Raw genomic sequence first — 26,768 nt, forward strand, 5'->3', positions numbered from 1 at the left:
GGCTTTTATAATTTAATTGAGAAGGGGAAACTTTGTGAGGGCTTTGACTTCGCTCGGATTGGCAATTTGTAATCAATGGCAATATCAATTTTAAAAAATCAGCCACAGATTATAAAGATTAACACAGATTTTAAATCCTTTTAATCCCAATAATTTGTGGCTAAATTTAAGTTATGTATTATAAGTTAAACGTTATAGGTTAAAGGTTAAGCGTATTTAACTGTAAATACTTTACACCTTAACGTGTCCCCAGTTTTCACCGCTGGCAATTCTGCGGATCTGCATTTCGCTTACACCGAATTGTTTGGCAATCATTTTTAAACGTGTTTTTTGTTCCGGTCTTGCGAGTATTTTTTTGATTAACATCACTTTTGTAGTGGTTAATTTTCTTCCGTCGGCTTTTAAGTTGTGTTCGATCAGGTTCTTTTTGGCCTGGATTACTCTTGGACTTTTGCGGCTGTGGGCCATCATTTCCTGTTTGGTTGCCCAGCGCAGATTACGTACATCGTCGTTGCTTCGGTTGTAATCGAGATGCAAAACATAGGTCTGGTCTTCGGAATCTTTTGGGATAAAATACTGTGCCACTAATTTGTAGAGAAACAGGTATTTGTTAATGATTTTATCGTCTTTTTTGACTTTAAACCTAAAAGTGGGATAACCATCGCTTAAACCTCCTTTAAGGATTCGCCCGTTTTCAATATCGTCTGTAAAGCTGATTAATCTTCCTCGGTTTGAAATGGCGTATTTAAGCTGTAATGATGCGTTTATTTCTATTTCTTTAAACTCTTCGTTAGGGTAAAATCTATTGTGTGGCATGTTCTTTTGCATTTAAATTTTGTCTCTCAAAGATAAAGAATTCCAAAATGAAGAATGCTATTATGCTGGTTATGAACCGTCAATTTTATGATTCTTATAACGCTATTTTAACGTTTTTAAATGCTTTTAATAGTTTTTTAGCAGATTTTATATCACAAATTAAGAATAATGCATTTTGAATTTTATGCTGAATAGTTAAAATTTTAAGAAAAAAAGGCTTCGATATTACTGGTCGAGCCAGTTTTTGAAATTGTTGATCTCTTTTTTGCTGATAAGAATAGGATCATTTTCGATAGGAGGTACCTTGAGGATCAATTCGATTTTTTGATGAGAATGTCTTACGACTTCTTTTATCGTATTTCGGTTTACAATGTACTTTCGGTTTATTTTAAAAAAGATAAACGGATCAAGGCTGTTGATAATATCGGTAATAGTGCTGTTGTATAAATAACTGCTGCCCGATTTGATATAGATGAACAAATGTTTGCCGGAAGCGGCAAAATAGGTGATTTCTGCTTCGTTTACCGAAATAAGTTTATAACCCTGACTGACCAGAAAATGACGCTGTATTTTGCTTGTTTCGGGGTTTTCTATAGCAACTAAAGACTGCAGTGTATTATCAGTATTAAAACTGTCTTTGATTTTTTTGAATTTACTTAAGGCTTCATACAATTCCTGCTCTTCAAAAGGCTTTAACAAATAATCGATCGTAAAGTGTTTGAATACTGAAATGGCATAAGAATCGTAGGCAGTAACAAAAATAACAGGGCAGGAGATGGAGGCCTGTTCAAAAATTTCAAGACTATTTCCGTCTCCCAGATGAATGTCCATAAAAGCTAAATCGACATTGTTCTGACTAAAGTAAGCAACGGCTTCTTTTACGGATTTTAAGACTGTAATTTCGGCAATCTGCAAAATCTGCTGTTGTTCTAAAATAGATTTCAGGTAACTGGAAGCAAGATATTCGTCTTCAACAATGGCAATTCTCATTTCGCTTTTGGATAAGTGAGAAAGCCTCATTTGGGCAACGAAGCTTTCCAATTCTTCTGCAAATATAATTGTCTCTGGATTTTTTACAATATCTTTTTTCACGGAGTTTGTGAGTTTCTTCTATTTTAAAGCAAAAAAGGCCCAGTTTGCACTGGACCTTTTTCAGAATTTAATAGGTATTATAGATTGGGATTGTTTAATCTCGCATCTGCCGGATAAATAATCGTATAACGCGGATCGTTTTGTATCAAAGTAAAATCTTGACCATTGAAAGAGTGAACGACTGGTTGTTGAGTTGTTCTTCTCAAATCAAACCAACGGTGGCCTTCAGCAGCAAATTCACGTTTTCTTTCTGCTAAAATGAAGGTATTCAAATCAGCTGCATTCATTGCTTTTATATCGCTTTCAAGCTGTGTAAAAGCAGCAGCAGTATATCTGTTTTTTGTAAAGTTTATAACAGTAGTTTTAGCATCAGCAATATTGTTCAGTTTTAATAAAGTTTCAGCTTTTGTTAAATACAATTCAGAAGTTCTGAAAGAGCATCTTTGATCGTCGTTACCTCCTTTTTGGATTCTGAAACGGCTTCCGCTTGCACTAAAGAAAAGAGGAAAACGTAAGTCAGCAGTTCTTGTATAGGCCCCGGTTAAATCTGCTGATGCATAAAAAAGACGTTTAAGACCAATATTGTATCCATCTTCAAGAGCCAATATAGATTCTTTTGAATCGTATTTGGTAGGAAGAACAGCAGTTGTTTTTAAGTCAACAAGCTCATTTTTGATGGCTAACGCTTTGTTGGCAGCGTTTAAAGATTTCTGCCATTGCTGCTGATACAGGTAAATACGGCTTTCTAAACTATATAAAGCTGCTTTAGAAAAACGGTAGTTTTTGCCAGTTGGCTGTGTATCCAGGTTAATTAAATCTTCTGCTTTTTGAGTATCAGAAATTACCTGATTGTAAATTACTTCAACACTTTGAGGCACATATACCTGCTCTAAATCAATTTCTAAAGCTAACGGAACTCCTTTGTCTGAACCAGCTGTTGCAGCATTGTAAGGTTTTCCGAAAAGATTAACCAAATCAAAATAAGCCAGAGCTCTTAAAGCGTATGCCTCACCAATAAGCTGGTTTTTTTCGGCTGAATTGCTTAGTTTACCAGGAGCATCGTTAATAATTACATTAGTGTAAAAAATGGTATTGTATAAAGCACCATACTGAAAAGATAATGTTGTGGCGTCCGGATTAGCATCTTTCCAGGTATAAATATCTTTATAAAGATTAATCTCGTCACCGAATTCATCGATTACCAATTCGTCAGTACGAACCGCTGTTAATGATTTGTGCTGAGGATAACCATGGTATGCTTTTGTTATAACAGCACGGTACTGCTCTAATGTTTCCGGAATAACGCGGCCAACAGGCTGAACGTCCAGATAGTCATCGCAGCTTGTTACAGCAATCGCAGCAACAAAAAGTAATATATATTTTGAGAATTTTTTCATCTTTAATTTTAATTAGAAAGTTACATTACATCCTAAAGTAAATGACTTAGGAACTGGTTGAGCATAAATGTTTCCGAATGTTTCAGGATCAAAGTAACCTTTGTAGTCTGAACTGATTACGAATAAGTTTCTTGCCTCAACATTGAATCTGATGCTTGCAATGTTGATTTGATCTGTAAACGATTTAGGGAATGTATATCCTAAACGGATACTGCTTAATCTCATATAGCTCATTTCGCTGGCCCATGTATCTAAATAATTCAGGGTAGTGATTTGGTTTTGTCCAGAATACCATAAGTACGCCATATAAGAATCTCCGGCTGCTAAATCTTTACCATTTACCGCAGGTAAATTTGAAGAAGTGTTTGTTGGCGACCATGCATTTAATACGTCTCTGCTGTAGTTCTGTCCTCTGTCTACAATTGTTCCGTTGTAAGGAGGAGTTCTTGTTACCGTTTGTTTAATGTTGAAAGAAGCTGCAATTGCAAGGTCAAAATTTTGTACTTTGAATGTATTGGTGATACCACCCGTAAATTTAGGATCTCTGTCTCCTAAATAAACAAACAGATCTCTAAATTCAGCTGCAGTTAATTTTGACTGTGCCAGTTCTCCAGGGAAAAAGTCAGCATAAGGATCGTACAGACCAAAGAATGTTTGCGTGTTTACAGTTTCTCCTTTTTTGTTTACAAATAATGGGTAACCGTTTTCGTCGATTCCGTTTGTTTTAAATCCGAATACAGAATTTACCGGATATCCTTCTCTGTTTGGAAGATATTCTGTGTCACGAACCTGTATACGATCTACGTTACTTTTGTTGTGAGAGAAGTTAATGCTTGTATTCCATTTGAAGTTTGGACGGTCAATGTTTTTTGTAGAAAGGGTAATCTCGTAACCTTTGTTGCTTACTTGTGCCCAGTTCAGGTTGGTAAATTCAAAACCATTTTCTAACGGAAGCGCTCTTGAAGCAATTAAGTCACTACTTTTTCTTCCGTACATATCTGTTACAATGCTGATGCGGTTGTTGAATAATCCAATATCAGCTCCAATGTTAGTATTTGTCGTTTTTTCCCAACGTAATTTATCATTTGGCGGGCTGTCAATTACAATATTTTGTTCTGCTTGTCCCGGAAGAATAACAGATGAATTGTACTGACCAATTACGTAAGGAGAAGTACCTTTATCAATATTACCCTGTAAACCGTAAGAAGCACGAAGTCTTAAGTTCGATAATGTTAAGTTATCTTTTAAGAAGTTTTCTTCTGAAACCGCCCATGAAGCAGAGGTTGACCATAATGGTAAGTATTTATACTTTGGATCTACACCAAATAAATCTGAACCATCATATCTAACGCTTCCAAAAACACTATATTTTCTGTCGTAAGTATAAGAAGCCGTTGCAAAGAAAGAGGCAAATGCATTTTCATTTTTAGCTTTTACATATTGTATCCAGTCTCTTTCTCTGGCAAAAGATGAATTCGGGAAAATGATCTGCTGTGTAGTTAAGTTTTTCTCATCAAAACCAAATCCTTTAGTAGAAACTGCTGTATTGTAGTTTCTTCTTAACTCGTTACCAACCATTGCTTCAATTTCGTGTTTCTCTCCTAAAGATTTAGAATAGTTCACCATTGTTTTCAGGTTGTACTGGAAGAAATCTGTATTTGTGTTTTGAATAACACCACCAACAGGAAGGAAGTAGTTTTGTACTCCGCCGCTGAAATAGCTTGATTTCTCTCTTACGTTTCTGGTGTAGTAGGTATCTTTACCAGCAAATTTCTCATTAGAGCTGTTTTCTAACTGCAAACCTAACTGAGAGGTTACTTTTAAGTCTTTGGTAACTTTGTATTCAGCGTCTAATAAAGCTTTTACAGCTCTTGTTTTCAATTCGTGTGAAGTGTTTTCTCTTTCTTCTAAGAAGTTGAAATCTACTTTACGATCAGAGTATCCAACAATATCAGCATCATATTTGTAACTTCCGTCTTCATTGTACGGAGTTAAGTATGGGTTTACATTTCTGGAGTAGTTAGAAGGGCTTGTAAACGCATAAGCATCTGTTAAGTAAGATGTAGTTTTGTTTTCTGAACCAAAAATACCAATACCCACTTTGAATTTATCAGTGATTTCGTAGTTGTTTTTTAAGGTTATGTTGTAACGTTTGAAACCTGTTCCAATAGTAGCTCCTTTTTCATCATAGTAACCTAAAGAGAAATAATAATCAGATCTCTCTCCGCCACCAGATAAGCTTAAACCGTGCTGAGTGTTGATAGCAGTCTGGTATAATAAATTACCCCAGTTGGTATTGTTTTTTCTTAAAGAATTGATTGATTGCTGAGTTTGAGGACTCAAAGCAGAGAATCCGCCATTTCTGTAAGCTGCTAATTCATTTGATCCGTTTAAGATACGCATAATATCTCCACCGTCAGCTCTGTAAGTTAATTCCTCACGTGAAGCAAGACCAAGTTCAAAATCAACTTTTTCGTTTGCGTCCATTAAGTTTAACTTAGAAAAATCAGGTCTTTGTGTAATAAAGGTGTTTGTGTTAAGGCTTACCACCATTTTACCGGCACGTCCTTTTTTAGTGGTTACCACGATTACACCATTTGCGGCACGGGCACCATAAATAGCAGTTGCAGCAGCATCTTTAAGAATCGTAATATCTTTAATATCGTCAGGGTTTAAACCAGCAATAGAGTAGTTGTTTAATACATCAATATTGTCTTTATCAAAATTTTTAGGAGTATCGTTTCCTTCTAATGGAAGACCATCCAATACCCATAAAGGATCCTGCGTACCGTTAAGAGAAGCAGTACCCCTGATTCTGATTTTAGCAGGTGCTCCGGGTGCTCCGGATGGCGTACTTACGGCAACTCCGGCAATTTGTCCCACTAATAACTGGTCAATGCTCGAAACCCCTGTCTGCTGGATTGCAGCCATGTCGATTTTCGTAACCGCAGCAGTAAGTTTTCTTTTCTCGATTTTTTGATAACCGGTAACTACAACCTCCTGAAGTTTTGCTGTTTCAGATTTTAAGTTAACAGTATAATTTTTTTGAGCGTCTAATTCCAAAGTATACGATTTGTATCCCATGAAAACAATTCTCAAAGCAGTAACATTTTTTGCAATTTTCAAACTGAATTTACCATCAAAATCTGTAGTAGTTCCAATAGCTTCACTCTGAATAATACCTGCCATAGCAGTTTTGTTTGAGATGGAATTATTCTCAACGAAGATAGACGCACCGGGAATTGGCGACAAGTCTGCTTCATCTTGAATGATCCCCGTAATAGTTCGGGTTTCCTGCGAGTATCCTGCGATGGCCAGGAACAGCAGTAAGGCATGTAGAATTTTTTTCATGTTTTGGGTTTGTAATTATTAAAAGGTTGTATTATTCAGGGCTCTTTCGATTCGTTGTATTAAATCGAGGTAATGGTTTTGGGTAGATAAATCTCCGGTGCTCTTTTTTAGTTTTAACAGCTGAAGCACTTTTGTTAATTCTCCTTTTTTATCAGAAGTCACTTCTGTAACTCTTTTTAGAGAATAGTTATTAATGTTTCTCGCCATATGTTCATCATCTCCAGAGCATAAATGAGGCATTTGTAATGTTTCCTGTATTTCGACAGGTTTTTTGATATCTGTTTTTTCAAATAGTTTGTTTGTAGAAACAATCAAAACATCAACATAATTTTTCTGGGTCATTCTTTCCAGAATAGTCAGAGATTTATTTTGGATAGTTCCTGCAAACACACTCTGATGTATTTTTTTAAACAACTCATTTACGGTAAAAACCTTCTCATTGGTTTTGTTCTGCTGATACAATTCATTTTCTGTCATTCGAAGCAGACGCTCATCATTGAACAAACTGTACATAACATCGTATTGCAGTTCTCTGGCAAGTGTGTAAGGAGTATATTCGTAAGGTCCAATAGGGGAGTCTTTCAATGGATTTGTTTTTTCTAAAATCCCATTAAAAAATAACCATTGAGGAATTGTAATTACATTTTTAGTTAAATAATCTGCGGCCTTTTTCTGCATCACTGCAGGAACCGCTGTATAACTTTGTTTGTTGTCACCGTGAACTGTTGTGTTTAAGTAAATACCGCCAATATTTGCCATTACATGACGATTGTACATAAACCATTGTCCGATAGTTCCAATATACAGTTTACCCGTTTCGTAATAAGACTGATCTTTATCGTAGGTCCAGTTTACGATATTATCTACAACACGTTTTAAGTTTTTCAAACCATATTCGCTGGCTTTAACAGCATCGTTTCCTAAATCTTCAGACTGCGAGCGGGGATCAATTATACTTCCCTGCTGTTCGCCGTAAAAATAAATAGGGTCATCCTGATGTTTTGTAATTAAGGCGTTTAGTTTTGCTGTCTCGTTTTCGTCAGGCGAATACCATCTGTAACCCCATTCAATAGCGTATTTATCATATTCTCCAATTTTTGGAGTAATTACGGTAACATTATCTTCAGGCTGTGCCACATAATTATAACGGGCATAATCCATGATAGAAGGAGCGGTACCGCCCATTTTGGCTGTGAATTCTTTAGATCGTAATGATTCTACATCATAAGCAAAAGAAGCGCCCATATTGTGTTTTAAACCAAAAGTATGTCCTACTTCATGCGAGGATACAAAACGAATAGCTTCTCCCATATGTTCATCGCTGAATTTGTTTCCTCTGGCTTTCGGATCAATTGGTCCGGTCTGGATGCGCATCCAGCTTTGAAGCGAAGTCATCACATTGTGCCACCATATAATGTCGGCTTCAATAATTTCTCCGCTTCTTGGGTCAACAACCGACGGACCCATAGCATTGGATTTTGGCGAAGCCGCATAGGTAATAACCGAATAACGAACATCATCAATATCAAAATCTAAATCTTGTTCAGTAGGTTCTTTTGCGATAATCGCATTTTTAAAACCAGCTTTTTCAAAAGCTGCCTGCCAATCGTGTACCCCATCAATAATATACTTTCTCCATTGTTTTGGAGTCGATGGATCGATGTAATAAACGATTGGTTTTTTCGGCTCTACTAATTCACCTTTCAAATAACGTTCTTCATCTTCTTTTTTAGGTTCTAAACGCCAGCGGGTAATCAATTCTTTTTCAAGCATTGCCTGCTGTTCATCGGTAAAATACCAATGCTGTTCTGTAAAATAACCAATTCTGTTGTCAGAAAAACGTGGTTTCATTGGAGTTTTATCCAATAAAATAATATTAGTTGTAACGCCCAGTGTAATAGGTACTGTAGGACCATTATCGCTGAAAGAAGTTGTAAGCTGTGATTTTACAACAATGTTTTTAGGGAAAGATTTTAATCCTTCGATATAGGATAAATCAGATTTTGCAGAACCGCTTAAGCCAATGTTATTGAAAACATCATTAAAGCTTTTTTGTTTTCCGTCGAAAATCTTGTTTACTTTTATAACCACCGAAGTCGAATCGTTGTTCTTGGTTTCAATATCAAAAACTTCGATAATCGATTCGGAGAAATTGTCAATAACAGAAGCCGTAATGGCGTCTTCTTTAGGAGAAGAAACCTTAGGCTGATAGGTTTTTACCCAGACTTTTTTTGCAATTGTATCTTTATAAAAGGAAATGATTTTATTTTCGTAATTCATCCCTTTGTTTAAGCCGCGGTCATTAATCTCGTAAGGAACCTGGGATAATTTATTTACAACCAGAAATTTTCTTTTAAACAAACTATCCTGAATTTCGAAATAAACATCAGTTTTAACCTGAATGACATTGAATAGTCCTTTTTTTAGTGTTCCCTTTTTTATAAGGTCACTATATTTTTTACCTTTTTTGGAGTCAATAGAATCTTTTTTTACAAGTTCAGTCTCTGTTTCTTTTTTCTTTTTCTTTTGAGCAGGAACAGTAACAGGAATGAATAATAATAATAGTAGTAAGCAGAATAATTTTACATTATGCAGGAATGCCTTTTCCTTCATTTTGATGTTAAGTTAAAGTTAATTTTCGTCGAAACTATTCGATTTTAGCTGAGAAAAAAAACAAAACGGAGTGAATGGCTTTTTTTTAGGAGTGAATGGTTATTAAAGGCAGAATACATACGAATTTGCCGTCATTTTCTAAGGCGCTTAAATTGGTTCTGGAGTAGAAATTATAGATACTTGTCAGATATTTTAACCCAAAATTTGTACCAGGTTCACTGTGCAGCTTTTTTTGAAGATTATTAGTGATTATTACCTGATCTTTCTGAATCAGAATTTGAGTTGTTAACGGATTTTCCTGAGTAGCGCTGTTGTGCTTAATAGCATTTTCGACCACTACCTGAAAAGCCAGGTACGGAATAAATTTATCAAGTGATTCTTCATCTTCAATTTTAATAGAAAAAAATAATTCTTCCTTAAAACGGGTCTGCTGCAAAAAGATATATTTTTCGATAAACAATAATTCGTCTTTAAGCGATACGATATTCCTGGCCGGCGGATCGATTAAATAACGATAAATGCGGGATAAGTTCAGCGTGAATTTCTGAGCCGTTTTAACATCGCTGCCTACTAACATATAAAGTGAGTTGAGTGAATTAAATAAAAAGTGCGGATTAATCTGCTCCTTTAAATGCTGCAGCTGCATAAGTGCTTTTTCTTTTACCACTTTTTCGTTTTCGACAAGAAGCCTGTTTTTTTCTTTAATGGCGATTCCCTTTTCTTTATAAGCACGTCTGTTGGCATAAGAAAATAAATAGAAAATCAGCAGAAGCATTACTGTTGTAATCGAATAGATCCAGGTGGAGTATTTTTCAATTAACGCCGTGTTTTCGTTAATAATGTTTTTTGGAAAATTAACACATACAAACCAATGTGAATTTTTAAGGTCTAATTTTTTTGTAAAACGGATAACATCCAGTCCTAAATATTCAGACATGGTGATTCTTTTTACATAATCCTGTTTTTTAGGAAATATAGTGTCAATGGCACGGGTAGAAGAAATCTCATAAATATTTTTTCCTATAAATTTCAATTCGGGATGATAAATACATCTTCCTGACTGATCAAAAATAAAAGCATAATTATTGGTCGATTTGATGTCTACTGTAGAAAGGTAATCAACAAGTTTTTTTAAGTTGATATCGTAGCCATAACGAACAATGGTGTTTTTTGAGGTGAGTTTAAAATAAATTCTCCAAACCCATTCCTTTCCCTGTGGAATAATAACACTGAGATGATCCCGATCTTTATTTTTTTGAATAAAATCGGCGGCATTTTTTTTCAGGACATCAGAAATAGAATCCGTTCCAAACTGAATTTTGTTATCGTTTATCTGAAACCAGTTATCAGCTACTAATAAATTGGTGTTTTGAACCGAAGACAAAACATGTAATTTGGAAGCCAGTTCTTCTGGCCGGCTAATTTTTAAAACGTGCTTTATTCTGTTTTCCTGTTCCAGAAATTTCGAGAATTCCTGCGACAAAAATTCCTGCTTTTTAATAAAGTTGCGCTGAGCTGATTCTTCATTTGCCTTTTCGGTAAGATCAGTAATCAGATTACTTAAGATGTATACAGAAGAAACTGTAATAAGAATGGAGATGATTACGTAAATTACGAAAGCACGTCTGGATGTTATTTTTTTTAATCTAAATTTCAAAGAAGTATCTGTAATTTAATTCGCAGCCGAGAATTGCGAATCGTATAAGTTTTTATAATAGCCATCAGACTTTATTAATAATTCCTGATGTGTTCCCTGTTCCACAATTAGTCCTTTATCCATTACCACAATTTTATCAGCATTTACGATTGTTGCCAGTCGGTGGGCAATAATAATCGAAGTCCTTCCTTTGGTAATAGTTTCGGTTGCACGCTGAATTAATTCTTCAGAATAGGTATCGATAGATGAAGTGGCTTCATCCAGAATCAAAATACTCGGATTGCTCACATACGAACGTAAAAAAGCAATCAGCTGTCTTTGTCCTGACGAAAGCATGACACCGCGTTCCTTGACATCAAAATCATAATTATCGGGAAGACTCATGATAAAATCATGAACACCGATTTTCTTTGCAGCATCCAAAACCTTTTCGCGCGTAATTTCAGGATTATGAAGTGTGATATTGTTGTAAATCGTGTCGGCAAACAAAAACACATCCTGTAAAACGACAGCAATTTGTTTTCTTAAAGAAGCCAGAGTGTAGTTTTCAATATTTTCGTTATCAATACAAATGGTACCGCTGTTGATTTCGTAAAAACGGTTCAGCAGATTAATAATAGTTGATTTTCCTGCTCCGGTCGAACCTACAATGGCAACAGTCTGCCCCGAATCGACAGATAAATCAATACCTTTTATAACTTCTTCTTCGGGGATATAACTAAAACGCACTTGTTTAAAATCAATTTTCCCATTAAAAACAGGAGCTTCAATAGTTCCGGTATCCTGAATATGATCCTGAGTATCGATAATGTCAAAAACACGATTAGCAGCAATCATTCCCAGCTGCATCTCATTGAATTTATCTGCAATCTGTCGTAACGGGTTAAACAGCATTCCAATAAACATCGTGTAGGAAAATAAATCTCCAAACGTTGTAAAATTATCTCCGTTTAAAATTTTAAAGCCTCCAAAAACGACTACCAATCCTAAAGTAATCGATGAAATAATATCGGCAATAGGGAAGAAGATGGAGTTGTATAAAATGGTTTTAATCCAGGCTACCCGGTGTTTGTCATTTATCACCCTGAAGTTTTCGGCTTCTATTTTTTCGCGGTTAAAAAGCTGCACGATTTTCATTCCCGTTACACGTTCCTGAACAAAGGAATTCATGTTGGCAATTTGTGTACGGACTTCCTCAAAAGCAACCTGCATTTTACGCTGAAAAATTCGGGTAATATAAACCAGAATAGGCATCGCAACAACCACAATCCAGGTAAGTTTCCAGTTCATATAAAACATGAAAATCAAAACCACCAGTATTTTCATCAAATCGCTTATAATCATAAACAATCCCTGACTGAAAATACGTGCTATAGATTCAATGTCCGAAACCGATCTGGTAACCAGCTGTCCAACCGGAACCAAATCGAAGTATTTCATTCTGAAACTTAAAATGTGTTTGAAAAGTTTGTTGCGGATATCTTTTACAATATCCTGACCGAGCCAGTTGGCCCAGTAGACAAAATAGAACTGGGAAAAAACTTCCATCATCAAAACCGCTCCCATTAACATAATGTACAATAATAAGCCTGTTTTGTCGTGAGTCTTAATATAGCCGTCGACCGTTTGTTTTAATAAATAAGGCCTAAGGGCGGCAAAAATAGAGAGCGAAACCGCAAAAACAATAACGCCGTAATAACGCCATTTATAAGGTTTCGTATATTTTAAAATCCGTTTGAATAATCCGGTATCAAATGCTTTTGCTTTCATTTTTTTTGATGCTTTAAGCTTTAGGCTTTAAGCGATAGAATTTTAATAAAGAGCTTAAAGCTTACTGCTTAAAGCCTATAGCCTATAGCTATAAATAATCGTAATATATTTTGGTTAAATACAAACCATGTGCAGGGACAGAAAACCCGGCTTTCTCTCTGTTTTTACTGGCAATAATAGTTTCAAAATCGGCCAGCGTAATTTTGTGCAATCCAATGTTAATTAAAGTTCCTACAATGGCCCGGACCATATTTCGTAAAAAACGGTTGGCAGAAATCGTAAAAACCAGTTTGTCGTTTTCCTGTTTCCAGTAGGCTTCAAAAATCGTGCAGTCAAATGTGTTGACATCAGTATTGACTTTTGAAAAACACTGAAAATCGGTATGTTTCAATAAAATCTCAGCAGCGGTATTCATTAAGTCAACATCCAGTTTTTGGGTAACATACCAGCTCAGTTCTTCTAAAAACGGATTTTTTACGGTATTGATATGATATTCATAAGTTCGTTTTGTCGCATCGAAACGACAGTGTGCCTCATCATGAACAGGAATCAGGTTATACACCGCAATATCTTTTGGTAAATACGAATTTAACTTATGGACCAAAACCGGAATATCAAATGATTTTTCCAGATCAAAATGCCCGTACATTTCCCCGGCATGAACACCCGTATCTGTTCGTCCTGCTCCCATAACATTTATAGGCGAATTTAATAAAACCGAAAGCGCTTTATTTAATGTTTCCTGAACAGAAGAGGCATTTGGCTGAAACTGCCAGCCATGATAATGGGTTCCGTTATAAGCAAAATGAATAAAATATCTCATTTAAAGATTCTGAGTTTTTTGAGGTGCAAAGGTACAAAGGTTTTTTTTAAATGCTGCTAAGGTTGTGAGGGGACTAGTTTTTTGTGCCGGAACAATGGCTCAAAAATGCAAAGGTTCCGAGATTTGTAGTTTGAATGTTATAAAAGAGTAGAGACGTGCTATTATGCCTATAACTTTCATAGATAAAAAATAAAACAGAATCAACATTGGTGGTTACTGTTTTTCAACATAAAAAACCTTTGTACCTTTGCATCTATGAACCTTTGCATCTTAGTAAAAAATTGAAAAAAATCCTTCTCTTATCCGATACGCATTCCCATATTGACGATACTATCTTAAAATATGCCGCTCAGGCCGATGAAGTCTGGCATGCAGGAGACATTGGGGATCTGCAGGTGACAGATACACTTAAAAAACTCAAGCCGCTTCGCTGCGTTTACGGAAATATTGATGATTCGAAAGCACGAATTGAATTTCCGCTTCACAATCGTTTTTTATGTGAAAATGTTTCGGTCTGGATTACCCATATTGGAGGATATCCGGGAAAATACAATCCTGCTGTCAGAGATGAAATGGCTTCGAATCCGCCTAAATTATTTATTTGTGGTCATTCGCATATACTGAAGGTGATGTTTGATAAAAAAAATAATCTGCTTCATATGAATCCCGGTGCAGCTGGAAAAAGCGGGTTTCATCAAATGCGTACCATGCTTCGTTTTGTGATCGACGATGATAAAATAAAAGATCTGGAGATTATTGAGATCGGTAAAAAATAAGAGTTTAAGAAATAGGAACTTTTATTTTAACAGAAGTCCCGGTATTTTCATTGGCCCGGGAAATAATAGAAAAACTTCCTTTTAGTTTTTTAATCCGAACCCTGATTCTGTTTAATCCAAAGCCTTCTGTTTCGTGCTGGTTTTCGGCATTAAACCCTTTGCCGTTATCATGTATGATGATAATAAGCTGATGATGATTTTCATGCAGTGAAAGCTGGGCTTTTTGGGCACCGCTGTGTTTAATGATATTATTGAAAAGTTCCGAAATTATAAAGTAAAGCTTGGTTTCAAACTTTTCAGAATAGCGGGTATCAGTTGAAACAGAACTTGAAAAAGTAAAATGAATGCCGGAGTTTGAGTTTCTTTCGCATAAATCTTCAAGTGCATATATTAATCCGAAACGAATAAGCAGGGTAGGTACCAGATCATGCGAAATATCCCTTAAAAGGTCATGGGCCTGGACCAGAATTGCTTTAGTTTTCTGGATTTCTTCTGACTGGACGTTGTGTTTCGTGGTAAAAACGTTCAGGTGCAGTCCGGCAGAAGATAACAGTGAATTGATGTTATCGTGTAAAAAGGCGGCTATTTTTTTTTGTTCTGCTTCCTGGCTGTCAATTCCCGCATTTATTACATTTAACAGGATTTTCTGCTTTGTGTCTTTGCGTTTGATTTTCTGTTTTAACTTGTTGTTTTGATACACAAAGTAGAAAAGAAAACAAAGTATAATGACCAGAACAATAAACAGACTAACTACTTTTTTATTTCTTAACTGTTCGTGTTTAACCTGATCAAAAAGGTGTTTTTTTTTAGTATTTTCAATAGAAATACCGGATTGCTTTAAAGGAGTGTACTGCTGCCCAAAGAGTTGGTTTCCGGAAGAAATAAGAATGAGAAATGAGATAAGTATTCTGGTAAAAAACATAAAACAGTATGATTTCTAGATTATTTATGCAGTTTTAATTACGGGTTTATTAAGTTGTTTTTCAGGGCATATTTAACCATTCCGATTGTATTCTTTATATTGAGTTTTTTCATTATATTTTTTCTGTGCGTTTCTACTGTATTTACACTTATAAAAAGCTGTTCGCTAATTTCTTTACCGCTGTATTCTAAACAGATCAGCTTTATAATTTCAATTTCCCGCGGACTTAGAATGGGATTTTCAGTATAGAGGTTCTGGTTTATTTTAGGATTGTTCTGAGAAAACATGCTGAATATTTTCTCTCTCACCGCATCAGAGAAATATTCCTGTCCCTGATTAACCGCTTCAATAGCTTCAATGATATTTTCTCCCGCACATTTTTTAGTCAGATAGCCTTTTGCGCCCAGTTTCATTACTTCTTTTATGATTTTCAGATCGTCATAACTGGATAAGATAATGACTTTACAGGGAAAACCTTTCTCATGAAATTCTTTTAAAACTTCAATACCGTCTTTCTCCGGCATACTGATGTCCAGAATTAAAATATCGGCATGATTCTGCAGGACATCGTCGTAAATTGTTTTTCCATTTAAGGAGCTGCCTGCTACTTCGAAATTTGAAACCGTCTGAAGTAAATTAGTCAGTCCGTCAATAAGTACCTGATGATCATCAGCCAGATGTATTTTTATTTTGTCGTCCATATTTGCTTTTGAAACCAACTGCAAATTTATGAAAAAATTATCTTACAAAATGGTTTTTGGATAATTTTAAAAAATAAGCCACAAAAAAACCCGAATCTAAATTCGGGTTCTCTTCGCACAAAAAATTAAGTTTATAGGTTTATCTCAACCGGTCTACAGATTTTACAAGATCTTCGTCCTTTTTGATGGCCTTATTAGCAAGTACTAATAACACGATAGCAGCAATAGGAAGAAACATCCCAATACCTTTCTCAGAAACAGCTTCTGCCGTTTCTCCAGATAAATTTAGAGAACGATAAACAAATAATCCTAATAAAATTAAATTTAATATTATGTTCAGCCTGTTCATCACAAACTGATTTTGTCTCTTTTTAAATGAAATGATACTAATGATGGTAAGCACAGTGCTTAATCCCAGTATCATGGTGTAAGGCTGGCTTTGCATGAAATAAAAAGCTTTACCTGTGTTTAATGTCCAAAGCGGCATAAAAAACATTAAAACCCCTGTAATGACAAAGGTCAGAATTAAATATACGGTTTGAATTCGTTGTAACATAACTTGAAATTGTTTTACAAAAATATATTTTCTTTTTTTAAAATACTATTGTATGATTAAATTTTATTCGTATTATTGCATCAAAATACCGTAAGCACTTCATACTGCGGTCAATCGAAAAAAAAATATCTACCTATTCTTTTTACAATATTTCCTTTAAAATAATTAAACTCATAGAACATTCATGTTTGATATTTCTGCATTAAAAGAAATGAAGCTTTCTGAGCTTCAAGAAATAGCTAAGTTAGCTAAAACTATAAAGATCAACGGCGTTAAAAAAGATACTCTGATTACCCAGATATTAGCGCATCAGGAAGCGACTGCAGCGCCGCCTGCGGAAACTATTGCAGAAAAAGAAACAAACACGGATAAACCCAAAAGAGCCCGAATTGCACCGGCAAAGAAAGCAGCTGCCAAAAGCGCTCCGGTTCTGGATTTTGATACTATAGAGGAAGCTCCAAAAAAAGATACAGTTCCGGCTGCTGCTGAAGAAAAAACAGAAGCACCGGTTGAGGAGTCAAAAGATATAAAAGAGGTAAAAGAAACTAAAACAGCAGAGAAAAAAGGAACCAAAGCTGTTAAATTCAATAAGTCGGCTTACGAAAAGAAAGTCGCTCAGCAAAAGGAAAAAGAAGCTGCCAAAGAAGTCGTTTCTGCAGAAGAAGCTACAGAGAATATAACAACAGAACCAGTCGCTGAAAAGACTGAAAATACTGCTCCGGTTAAAAAGAGTAACCCTAATCAGCATAAAAACCAAACTCCCGGTCAGAATCCAAACCAAAATCCAAATCAAAACCCTAACCAAAACGGGAACGGAAATGGTAACAACGGGAATCCAAATCAGAACCAAAATCATAAAAACAAAAAAAACAACAATAATTTCAGGGATTCAGACTTTGAGTTTGACGGAATTATCGAAAGTGAAGGTGTTTTGGAAATGATGCCGGACGGTTACGGATTTTTGCGTTCTTCTGATTATAATTATTTGGCTTCTCCCGATGATATTTACTTGTCAACTTCACAAATCAGATTGTTTGGTTTAAAAACCGGAGATACTGTAAAAGGTGTGGTTCGTCCTCCAAAAGAAGGCGAGAAGTTTTTTCCTCTTGTTCGTGTGTTAAAAATTAACGGACATGATCCGCAGGTAGTTCGTGACCGCGTTTCTTTCGAACACCTGACTCCTGTTTTTCCTTCTGAAAAATTCAAATTAGCCGAAAAAGGCAGTTCTATATCTACCCGTATTATCGATTTATTTTCTCCTATTGGTAAAGGACAGCGCGGAATGATCGTTGCCCAGCCAAAAACAGGTAAAACAATGCTTTTAAAGGATATTGCCAATGCCATCGCAGCCAATCATCCGGAAGTATATTTAATTGTTCTGCTGATCGATGAGCGTCCTGAGGAGGTTACCGATATGCAGAGAAGTGTTAGAGGAGAGGTTATTGCGTCAACTTTTGACAGAGAGCCGCAGGAACACGTAAAAATTGCCAATATCGTTCTTGAAAAATCAAAACGTTTAGTAGAATGCGGACATGATGTGGTAATTTTATTAGATTCGATAACACGTCTGGCAAGAGCCTATAATACCGTTCAGCCGGCGTCCGGAAAAGTATTAAGCGGTGGTGTTGATGCCAATGCATTGCAAAAACCAAAACGTTTCTTCGGGGCGGCAAGAAATGTTGAAAACGGAGGTTCTTTAAGCATCATTGCAACGGCTTTAACCGAAACAGGTTCTAAAATGGACGAGGTGATCTTTGAAGAATTTAAAGGAACCGGTAACATGGAACTTCAGTTAGACCGTAAGATTGCTAACAAACGTATTTTCCCGGCTATCGACCTTACTTCATCAAGTACACGCCGCGACGATTTACTATTAGACGAAAAAACATTACAGAGAATGTGGATCATGCGCAAATATTTATCCGATATGAACCCGGTAGAATCTATGGACTTTGTAAACGACCGCTTTAAGAAAACCAAAAACAACGAAGAGTTTTTGATTTCGATGAATGACTAGTTAAAGTTGCTAAGGTTCTAAGATACTAAGTTTCTGAGTTTTTTAGTATTTTAAAGAATAAGAGAATAAAAATATATAAAGCATAAAAAAAGGATGAGTTAAACTCATCCTTTTTTTATTAACTTTCCTAAGAGGATATCAGTGTTTTAGAGTCTTAAAACCTTAGTATCTTAGAATCTCAGAACCTTAGCGACTTATTTTTTATCCACTACAGGTCTGTTGTCTCTGTTAGCCAGTTCCCAGGCAACAGCAAAAGCCAGTTTGGTTCTTTTGGTTAAAGCGTCGTATTCGATTTTTTGAGGTTCGTCGCCTTTTCCGTGGTAGTCTTCGTGAACCCCATTAAAGAAGAAAACGGCCGGAATGCCATGTTTAGCAAAGTTATAGTGGTCAGAACGCTCATAAAAACGATTTGGATCTTTAGGATCGTTAAATTTAAAATCAAGATCCATTTTGATGTATTTTTCATTTTGTGTCACAACAGCATTGTGTAAGTCTGTTGATAAACGGTCAGCCCCAATTACATATACGTAATTGTTCGTGTTGGCGTGTTCCACATCACGACGTCCGATCATGTCAATGTTAATGTCTGAAATAGTATTGGCGATTGGAAATAAAGGGTTTTCAGAATAAAAACGAGAACCGTGTAAGCCATGTTCTTCACCTGTTACATGCAGGAACAAAATAGAACGTTTTGGTCCGTGTCCCTGTTTTTTGGCTTTAGCAAAAGCTTTTGCCATTTCGATAACCGCTACAGTTCCTGAACCGTCATCATCGGCTCCGTTATAAACCTCTCCGTCTTTAATTCCCACGTGGTCATAATGTGCTGAAATAACCAGAACTTCATCCGGTTTTTCAGAACCCTCGATATAAGCCCAGATGTTTTCGGAATCCTGTAAATTCTGATTACGTCTCGCATTTAAATACGATGCCGGAATGTGCTGATAAAAGTCTGATGCTCCCTTTGGAAACGAGATACCGCTTTTTTTGTACTGCTCAATCATATAAAGACCTGCTTTTTTCTGTCCTGCAGATCCTGTCTCACGGCCTTCCATCTCATCTGAAGCAATTACATAAAGCATTTTCTTTAAATCTTTCTCAGAAATAGAGTTTATGTACTTGGTTGGATCTGAATTATCCTTTGATGTAACTGCCTGCGTATTTTTGCACGAAAACGCAGAAGCAATTAATAATAGGACTAACAATTTTTTCATTTTGGTACTAGTGTAAATTAATAAATGTGTAAAGAATATATAAAGTGAGTAAAGTTAGAATAAAAAGTGAATTTATGATGAATAATAAGAAACTTTTTACAAAAGATATGATTCTGGACTCACCATAGAAACGATGGTGGGCCGGATAAAAATAGTAACACATCCAGATTGTTCCTGCAAATGTTATAATTGATGATAGGTAAGACAGCGGACTGTCTTCTCCTAAAAGACCAATTAAACGGTCTATAATAAACATGATAAGAAAAATCAGCAGAAGGAAAGAGAAGTAATGAAGCGTAAAAATCCCATGATCAAAATAGTACCATTTCTTTTTGTTGTGAAAAATCCATAAGAAGAAGGCAAAAAACGGCATGATGATAAAGAGAATTTTTGGGAGATTGTGAAAGAACGATTCAACAAACTTAGCGTAAATCTCTTTTTTGGTGTATTTTTCGGTAATGGGGATTGCTTTTTCAGTAAACCAATAAGAAGACGCGTTCAGTTTCTCACTTTCTTTTCCATATTTCTGAATCGAATCGATTTCTTTCATTGTTTTAAAATGAAAATATTTTTTGTTTTCCTTCTTGCTTAAACTATCAGTAGTTTTAGAAATTTCTTTGCTCAGTGCCTCTTCGCTTTTATCAATTCCCTGGTCGATTTTGCTGGGAAACATCGCAATCAGTAAAAAGGTAATAAAACTGATAAAAATATACAGTCGAACCGGAGCCAGATATGACAATCGTTTTCCCGAAAGGTATTCTTTGGTAAGTGTTGAAGGTTTGAACAGCAGGTTTTTTATGGTTTTCCAGAAAGCATTTTCATAGTGCGTCAGGTCTTCAAAAAAATGAACAAACAAATGGTGAAAGGTCTTTCGGGAATCGCTGTTTTCCTGTCCGCAGTTGGGACAAAACTTTAGTTCTACAACGTGCCTGCAGTTTAAACAGGTTTTGTCTTCTCTGATTTTGTTATGTGACATTGGTTGTTTTAGTTGGTTTTGAATGGGTAGTGGTTATGGTTTTATTTTTTCAGGACTTCGTTTAAGAAAAGCTGTAAATGTTCAAAAGACCTTTTGGCAGCGACAGCATTGTAAGCAGCGCCTTTTGAATTGTCGTTTCCGGCTTCTGGATTGGTAAAAGAATGTACAGAATTAGCATAATAAATCATCTGCCAGTCTGCTTTTGAATCGCGCATTTCCTGTTGGAAAGCGGTAATTTCTTCCTTAGGGACAAAAGGATCGTCGGCTCCGTGGCAGATTAAAACTTTTGCAGCAGCCGTTTCAACCGGTCTCGCAGCATCCTTGCCCAGACCTCCGTGAAATGACGCAGCCCCTTTTATATTCAAATGTCCGCGTACAGCTTCCAGTACTCCTGTTCCTCCAAAACAGTAACCAATGGCGACAATATTATCTGCATTGGCCCCTGATTTTACTAATTCCTGTAAAGCGGCATTGATTCGTTTTTGATAGGCTTCATAATTCGTTTTGTAAAAACCGGCCTGTTTTCCGGCTTCTCCGGTGTTTTTAGGATAATTCCCTTCGCCGTATATGTCAGCGATAAAAACATGATACCCTAATTTGGATAAATCTTCGGCAATTCCTTTTGAGGCATTATCGATTCCCAGCCAGGCTGGTAAAAGTAAAATCCCGGGATTGTTACTGCTTTTTTTGGCAGATTTAATAAATAAACCATTCAGTGTCTGGTTTCCTTCAGAATATTTTACGGGTTTTAATTGTGCTTCCATAGTAGTCGAAAACAGTATTACAGCGAGAACAAGTATGATTGATTTTTTCATTTTTAGTACAATTTTTAACAAATATCAGAAATATTATGTTACAAAAAAACCTCGTAAGCTATTTCACGAGGTTTATTTAACAAAATTGGATTACTTCTTTTATTCTCCGGGATGATAAGTTCGTTCGGCATTTTTGATCACATCTTCTTTATAAAACAGGACTTCTTTAAACTGCCCGTTTTTGTACATCTCCGCCTGATCGGTAAAATGTTTCGAATTAATATTTCCGCTGTTTCCACCTGCAAGCAGTGATTTAGCTCTTATTCTCGAACCAAATTCAACCGCGCATACAAAACTGTTACCGTTGTAACCATAACGTTTTTTGGAGCTGTCCTGATAATTGCTTTTAAAAGAAGGCAGACTTCCCCAGGAACCCGGGCCGTAACCAATTGGCAGACTGGTTTTATTATCGTCATATTTTAAATCAATGTCGCCATTTATTCTTTGAAAGCGGTTAATCTCTCCCCATGCCACTTTCCAGGTTCCCCATTTGCTTTTCAGGTCTTTTATAACCGTCTGGAGCTGTGGGATCATTTGTGATGCAGCGGCATTTTTGGCAAAATTGACGGTGTTTTGTACCTGATCCAATTCGCCTTCGTCGATATACGCTTTTTGGATAACAGGATCTAATTTATAAGCCCATTCTATGGCTAAGGCTGCTGCGACTGAATTTTCTTTGGCATAATAATCCCAGTTTTTTAAAACAGAAATGGGTTCTGCTAACTCGGAATATTCAACTGATCCGGGTTTTATATTTTTTTCGAAAATTGTAATCAGGCTTGGGATTAGTATTTCGAAAATTGAAAGTTTGGTGTCGTAACCATCGGCAATTACTTTGTCAATAGTGTATTTGTCGCTTTTGCTAAAGATACGTACTGCATTTACACCTCTGAAGTTTTCTCCGTCCGGTGCCATATAAGGGACATAATTTTCTTTTTTCGGACTGTTATCTCCGGCTGCAGAAAAAGGGGTAGAGTTACAGTTTTGGAGCCATCCGTTTACAGGATTGTACAAATGTACGGTTTCATCGACTTCATGAAGTCCTTTCCATTGTGTTGCCGAAACAGAACCGTCGACTACTTTTGCCCAGTTTAGTTTTTTATCTCTTACCGGAATAAAATTACCATGCCAGTACGCAATATTTCCTTTATTATCGGCATAAACGGTATTGTTGGATGTGTTGGCTTTTAAATCCATGGCCTTTTTGTAGTCTTCAAAACCACTCGATTTAGTTCGTACCCAGCTCTGAATCAAACTGGTCATAGAACGGTTATTCGATTTTAAGCTGATCCATTTTCCGTCTCTTTTAGCCATAACCGGACCGTTATTGGTGAAAAAAGTTTTGAATTTTTTAGGAATAAGCTTTCCTTTTTCAAGATATTGAATGGTTATGTCTTTTTCAATAACAGGAAATAGTTTACTGTCAAACTCATAATAGAACTTTCCCTTTTTGCGGGTGATTTTTTCGGCATACATATCTGCAACATCTACATTTGAGGAAGTATGCATCCAGCCGCAGTTTTCATTAAATCCCTGGTAAATAAAAAATTGTCCCCAGGTTACAGCTCCGTAAGCATTCAGGCCTTCTTCACTTGAAACCTGTACTTCGGGCCTGAAATAAAAAGTAGTATGAGGATTAATATATAAAATGGCATTTCCGTTTGCTGTTTTAGAAGGTGCAAAAGCAAAACCATTAGAACCCGTCTGTACATATTTTTCCCTTTCTACATAAGCTACTTTATCATTGCTGCCGGAATAAAAGGACTTTAATTCTCCGGTTGAAAGATCTGCAGTACTTATGGCACCAATGCTTCCGTCTGTCCAGAGCAGCGGGAACCAGGGTTCAAACCGGGTAAGAAGTATCGGTTTTACTTCCGGATGTTTGTAGAGGTAAAAATTAATCGCATCCGCATAACTGTTTAAAAGTTTTTTAAGCCAGCCAGGTGCTTTTTTATAATCGGTTTTAGCTTCTTTTGTATCAATTAAAAGTTTAATCTCTAAATCATTATATAAAACAGATTCTCCTTTGATTTCGGCAAGGCGTCCCAGTTTTTCTATATAATTCATTTCGATTCTTTTAAAATCATCTTCGCATTGAGCGTACAGCAGTCCAAAAACGGCATCGGCATCTGTTTTTCCGTAAATATGCGGAATTCCCCAGTTGTCCCGAATAATGGTGACTTGTTGAGATGATTTCTCCAGTCGGTTGATTTCTTTTTTAGATAAGATTTGGGCTGAAGCCGAAACGCTTAGTAAAAGACATACTGCGAAGGAGACTATTTTATGATAATAGCGCATGTTACTTAATTTTAAATTTTTGCCCTGCTGTATAAATGCTCATCTGCAGGCTTTCTATCGAAATCAGGTTGTTCGTCTTTGATTTTTGAATTCCTTTTGGGTTTCGCATTACAATGACTTCACTTTCGCCGGCGGCTTCAATCTCATTATTTCTTACGATAATAGCAGTGGCTTCGTCAATGCCGATTCCGGTTAAGGAAGGGAATTCCACTAAAGCTGAAAGCAGTCGGTTATAACGGTTTCTCTTTAAAAAATGCTGATCGATAACGGCTGTTTTTAATAATCCCAAACCTTCGGCAGTTTCAAGGTTATCGTATCGGATATTATCAAAAGTACCTGAATATTCTTTTTCCAGTTTTTGGTTTCCGGTGATCATTTTTTCAGACATTACGGCGGCTCCGGCACTGGTCCCTGAAATAGTGCTTCCGTTTTCATAAGCTTTCTGAATGGCTGTTTTAATGGGGGTATTATGAACGACTGACATAAAACGGCTTTGATCCCCGCCGCTTATAAAAATCAGTCTGGCTTTTTGAACAGAATCGGTGAGGGTTTTATTCTGTGCTGTTTCTTTATTAAAATTCAGCATCACAATAGGGTTAGGCGTTAGTTTTACCATTTGTGTTTTAAAAAAGATAAAAGAACTGTCCGGTTCTTCGCTGGACATGGGCAATACCACGATATAATCTTTTTTTTCGAGTCCGGCTACCTCCAGGACCTGTTTCATTAAAGCATCGGAACGATCTCCGCCGCCAATAATAAATAACTTGCCTTTTGGTTTTTGGGCTTGTACAAAACAGCTGAATAACAAACAAAAGAAGGAAATGGACCAGTAAAGAAGCTTATTTTTCATGATTTTGGTTTAGGTTTAGTTAGGCTGGATTTCTAAAAATTTTAAAAGAGACTGGTTCACGATAAACAGAACGTCCTGTATTTTATCTAAATCTACTTTTGAAGCAATATCGCGGGGACTGTGATAATCGTTATGAAAACCACTGAAAAAAGTCATAATCGGAATTCCTTTAGCGGTAAAAGAAGCATAATCGCTTCCGGAATGTCCGTTGGTTTCCCATAAATCAAGTGTAAACGGATTTTGAAGCTTAGCGTTGCTTTCGCTGGCAATTTTCTTTAAATATTCTGTTTCTTTTTCGGTTCCGATACTCAGGGTACGCCGTTTTGTATCTTCGGGTGCACTTCTCGAAATCATATCCATATTGATACAAAGCAGTATTTTTTCATTTTTTAAATTCTGAACAAAATACTCACTGCCTAAAAGTCCCATTTCTTCGGCAGTCCAGGCGGCAAAAAGAAGATTGTATTTTGGTTTTATATCTGATTCGGACCATTTTTTTGCTAAAGCCAGCATGCCCGAAGTTCCTGAAGCATTATCGTCTGCACCATTGTAAATAGAGTCATTTTTTATACCTAAATGATCGTAATGGGCACCTATAATAATGGTTTTGGTAGTGTCTTTCCCGGGAATCATTCCTAAAATGTTTCCAACATAAGAAGTCTCAGATTGTAATTTTACAGAAAAATTAATTTTTACTTTTTCTAATGGAGCAGAAGTAAGGTCATTTTTTAAGCCAGTGCCTTTAAAAAAAAGATTTTCAGCTGTTTCTTTACCCATTCTGAAAACCGGAATCGATTCTGATTCTGAGTTTAATAAAGAATGAAAAGCCTCATTTTCTTTGTTGCTTTCCGGTTTGAAATTTTCCTTCGTTTCGATAACTATCAGAGCAATTGCACCTTTACTAACAGCCGTTTTTAGTTTTGTTTCTTCTAAATCATTTTCTTCGGGAAAGATTTTTTTGAATTTTTTATACGTTAAGGAAGTACTATCCTGTGAACCGGGAAAACCATTTAAAACGACAACCACTTTGTTTTTCACATCCTGATTTTTATAATCGTCATAATGCTCTTTTGGTAAACTTAAACCGTAAGAAACAAAAACAACTTCAGCTTGTTTTTTTTGAATGGAATTTGCTGTCGGAGTAACCTCAAAATCTTTTTCAGGAGAAAGAGAAATAGTTCTGTGGTTTCTTTTTCTGATTTCTAAAGTTGTTTTTTTTACGGTATGCTCCTGAATTTCAAATGTCTGAAAATAGTTTTCAGTCTGATTATAAGGCGTTAGTTTGTATAACTTCATCATTGACGCAATATAATCTCCGGCCAGAATGCCGCCTCTTTGATTTGCTTTACGGCCCTGCATCGAATCTGAAGCTAAAATAGTCAATGTTTCCGAAAAATCACTTCTGGACGGATTTGAAACAGTCGTTTGCGAAAAAAGGATCGATTTACAGGGAAATAGTGTAAAAAGGAAAAGAATTCGTAAACGCATATTTCACTTATTTAAAGATGTTACAAAATAATATTTCGTTTAAAAGCACAGCCCAATTCTATAATCGAATCGGTTTTGGCAATTCCGGGAATATTATCGATTTTTTCGTAAAGTATTCTTCGCATATGTTCATGGTTTTTGGCCACGATTTTAATATAAAGCGTAAAAGATCCGGTCACATAATAACATTCTGTGATTTCGGGAATTTTTTTTAATTCTTCGATAATCCGGTCTGAATCGGAATCTTTGTTTAAGGTGATTCCAGTAAAAGAAGCCCAGTCAAATCCAATTTTCTTTTCCTGGATCACCGGTTTTATTCCGCCGATTATCCCTTGTTCTATAAGTCGGTTAATACGCTGGTGTACCATCGTATTGGATATTTTTAAATTGGCGGCGATAGAAGAAAAGGCCATTCTGCCGTCTTTTTCTAATTCCTTGATTATGTTAATGTCGAATTCGTCTAAACTATCCATGTTTTTAAATGCGTTGCCTTCTTTTTAATATTCATAAAAGTAGCTATTTTTTTTAATAAGCAAGCTTTGAAATTTAAAATCCGTAAAAACTAAATTTGATTTAAAAACAAATTAAAAAGAGTATTTTTGACTTTAAATGTGTAAAAATAAAGTCAAAATTTATCTT

The 26,768-nt window shown here is 36.0% G+C and carries 20 protein-coding genes; 2 read left to right on the plus strand and 18 right to left on the minus strand.

Features of this window, described 5'->3' with window-relative positions; all coding sequences use genetic code 11:
• Nucleotides 1-231: 231 nt before the first annotated feature.
• The 8 genes from ACODST_RS23965 to truA all read right to left on the minus strand — a co-directional run bounded on the left by ACODST_RS23965 (nucleotide 232) and on the right by truA (nucleotide 13,519).
• Nucleotides 232-816: an NUMOD4 domain-containing protein gene (locus tag ACODST_RS23965; protein ID WP_488934619.1), complete on the minus strand. Its 585-nt coding sequence runs from the start codon at nucleotides 814-816 to the stop codon at nucleotides 232-234.
• A 225-nt stretch (nucleotides 817-1,041) separates the two neighbouring features.
• Nucleotides 1,042-1,806, minus strand: coding sequence for a LytR/AlgR family response regulator transcription factor (locus tag ACODST_RS23970; RefSeq protein ID WP_488934662.1), 765 nt, complete (start codon nucleotides 1,804-1,806; stop codon nucleotides 1,042-1,044).
• Between the two features lie 179 nt (nucleotides 1,807-1,985).
• Nucleotides 1,986-3,305, minus strand: a complete 1,320-nt coding sequence (locus ACODST_RS23975; RefSeq protein ID WP_488934620.1) for a RagB/SusD family nutrient uptake outer membrane protein — start codon at nucleotides 3,303-3,305, stop codon at nucleotides 1,986-1,988.
• Between the two features lie 12 nt (nucleotides 3,306-3,317).
• Nucleotides 3,318-6,656, minus strand: a complete 3,339-nt coding sequence (locus ACODST_RS23980; RefSeq protein ID WP_488934621.1) for a SusC/RagA family TonB-linked outer membrane protein — start codon at nucleotides 6,654-6,656, stop codon at nucleotides 3,318-3,320.
• Between the two features lie 18 nt (nucleotides 6,657-6,674).
• Nucleotides 6,675-9,269, minus strand: a complete 2,595-nt coding sequence (locus ACODST_RS23985) for a zinc-dependent metalloprotease (RefSeq protein WP_488934622.1) — start codon at nucleotides 9,267-9,269, stop codon at nucleotides 6,675-6,677.
• An 85-nt stretch (nucleotides 9,270-9,354) separates the two neighbouring features.
• Nucleotides 9,355-10,926, minus strand: a complete 1,572-nt coding sequence (locus ACODST_RS23990; protein ID WP_488934623.1) for a histidine kinase — start codon at nucleotides 10,924-10,926, stop codon at nucleotides 9,355-9,357.
• A 15-nt stretch (nucleotides 10,927-10,941) separates the two neighbouring features.
• On the minus strand, nucleotides 10,942-12,696 hold the full coding sequence (locus tag ACODST_RS23995; RefSeq protein ID WP_488934624.1) for an ABC transporter ATP-binding protein: 1,755 nt from the start codon (nucleotides 12,694-12,696) through the stop codon (nucleotides 10,942-10,944).
• Between the two features lie 88 nt (nucleotides 12,697-12,784).
• Nucleotides 12,785-13,519 (minus strand): tRNA pseudouridine(38-40) synthase TruA, encoded by a 735-nt coding sequence (gene truA / locus ACODST_RS24000; RefSeq protein WP_488934625.1) that lies wholly within the window; start codon nucleotides 13,517-13,519, stop codon nucleotides 12,785-12,787.
• Nucleotides 13,520-13,800: 281 nt separating this feature from the next.
• Between truA and ACODST_RS24005 the strand changes: the two genes are divergently transcribed.
• The gene (locus tag ACODST_RS24005; RefSeq protein WP_488934626.1) at nucleotides 13,801-14,295 is read left to right on the plus strand and encodes a metallophosphoesterase family protein; all 495 of its coding nucleotides are present in this window, start codon (nucleotides 13,801-13,803) and stop codon (nucleotides 14,293-14,295) included.
• 4 nt (nucleotides 14,296-14,299) lie between these two features.
• Here the strand turns inward: ACODST_RS24005 and ACODST_RS24010 are convergent, their stop codons facing one another.
• The 3 genes from ACODST_RS24010 to ACODST_RS24020 all read right to left on the minus strand — a co-directional run bounded on the left by ACODST_RS24010 (nucleotide 14,300) and on the right by ACODST_RS24020 (nucleotide 16,474).
• Nucleotides 14,300-15,217: a sensor histidine kinase gene (locus ACODST_RS24010; RefSeq protein WP_488934627.1), complete on the minus strand. Its 918-nt coding sequence runs from the start codon at nucleotides 15,215-15,217 to the stop codon at nucleotides 14,300-14,302.
• 38 nt (nucleotides 15,218-15,255) lie between these two features.
• A complete protein-coding gene (locus ACODST_RS24015; protein WP_488934628.1) occupies nucleotides 15,256-15,918 on the minus strand; it encodes a response regulator in 663 nt (220 codons plus the stop codon).
• Nucleotides 15,919-16,057: 139 nt separating this feature from the next.
• Nucleotides 16,058-16,474, minus strand: a complete 417-nt coding sequence (locus ACODST_RS24020; protein WP_488934629.1) for a DUF4293 domain-containing protein — start codon at nucleotides 16,472-16,474, stop codon at nucleotides 16,058-16,060.
• A gap of 184 nt (nucleotides 16,475-16,658) precedes the next feature.
• Here ACODST_RS24020 and rho point away from each other — a divergent pair, with 184 nt between their 5' ends.
• Nucleotides 16,659-18,491, plus strand: a complete 1,833-nt coding sequence (rho, locus tag ACODST_RS24025) for a transcription termination factor Rho (RefSeq protein WP_488934630.1) — start codon at nucleotides 16,659-16,661, stop codon at nucleotides 18,489-18,491.
• Between the two features lie 194 nt (nucleotides 18,492-18,685).
• Here rho and ACODST_RS24030 read toward each other — a convergent pair whose 3' ends face one another.
• The 7 genes from ACODST_RS24030 to ACODST_RS24060 all read right to left on the minus strand — a co-directional run bounded on the left by ACODST_RS24030 (nucleotide 18,686) and on the right by ACODST_RS24060 (nucleotide 26,602).
• Nucleotides 18,686-19,702 (minus strand): M28 family peptidase, encoded by a 1,017-nt coding sequence (locus ACODST_RS24030; RefSeq protein ID WP_488934631.1) that lies wholly within the window; start codon nucleotides 19,700-19,702, stop codon nucleotides 18,686-18,688.
• A 7-nt stretch (nucleotides 19,703-19,709) separates the two neighbouring features.
• Nucleotides 19,710-20,678, minus strand: coding sequence for a DUF3667 domain-containing protein (locus ACODST_RS24035; protein ID WP_488934632.1), 969 nt, complete (start codon nucleotides 20,676-20,678; stop codon nucleotides 19,710-19,712).
• Nucleotides 20,679-20,719: 41 nt separating this feature from the next.
• Nucleotides 20,720-21,493, minus strand: a complete 774-nt coding sequence (locus ACODST_RS24040; RefSeq protein ID WP_488934633.1) for a dienelactone hydrolase family protein — start codon at nucleotides 21,491-21,493, stop codon at nucleotides 20,720-20,722.
• A 99-nt stretch (nucleotides 21,494-21,592) separates the two neighbouring features.
• Nucleotides 21,593-23,791, minus strand: a complete 2,199-nt coding sequence (locus ACODST_RS24045; RefSeq protein ID WP_488934634.1) for a penicillin acylase family protein — start codon at nucleotides 23,789-23,791, stop codon at nucleotides 21,593-21,595.
• Nucleotide 23,792: 1 nt separating this feature from the next.
• Entirely contained in the window at nucleotides 23,793-24,641 is an 849-nt protein-coding gene (locus ACODST_RS24050; RefSeq protein ID WP_488934635.1) for a cyanophycinase, read from the minus strand.
• Between the two features lie 15 nt (nucleotides 24,642-24,656).
• Complete coding sequence (locus ACODST_RS24055) at nucleotides 24,657-26,129, minus strand: M20/M25/M40 family metallo-hydrolase (RefSeq protein WP_488934636.1); 1,473 nt, start codon at nucleotides 26,127-26,129, stop codon at nucleotides 24,657-24,659.
• Nucleotides 26,130-26,149: 20 nt separating this feature from the next.
• Nucleotides 26,150-26,602: an Lrp/AsnC family transcriptional regulator gene (locus tag ACODST_RS24060; RefSeq protein WP_488934637.1), complete on the minus strand. Its 453-nt coding sequence runs from the start codon at nucleotides 26,600-26,602 to the stop codon at nucleotides 26,150-26,152.
• Between the last annotated feature and the right edge of the window lie 166 nt (nucleotides 26,603-26,768).

Source organism: Flavobacterium sp. FG19 (assembly GCF_057809475.1).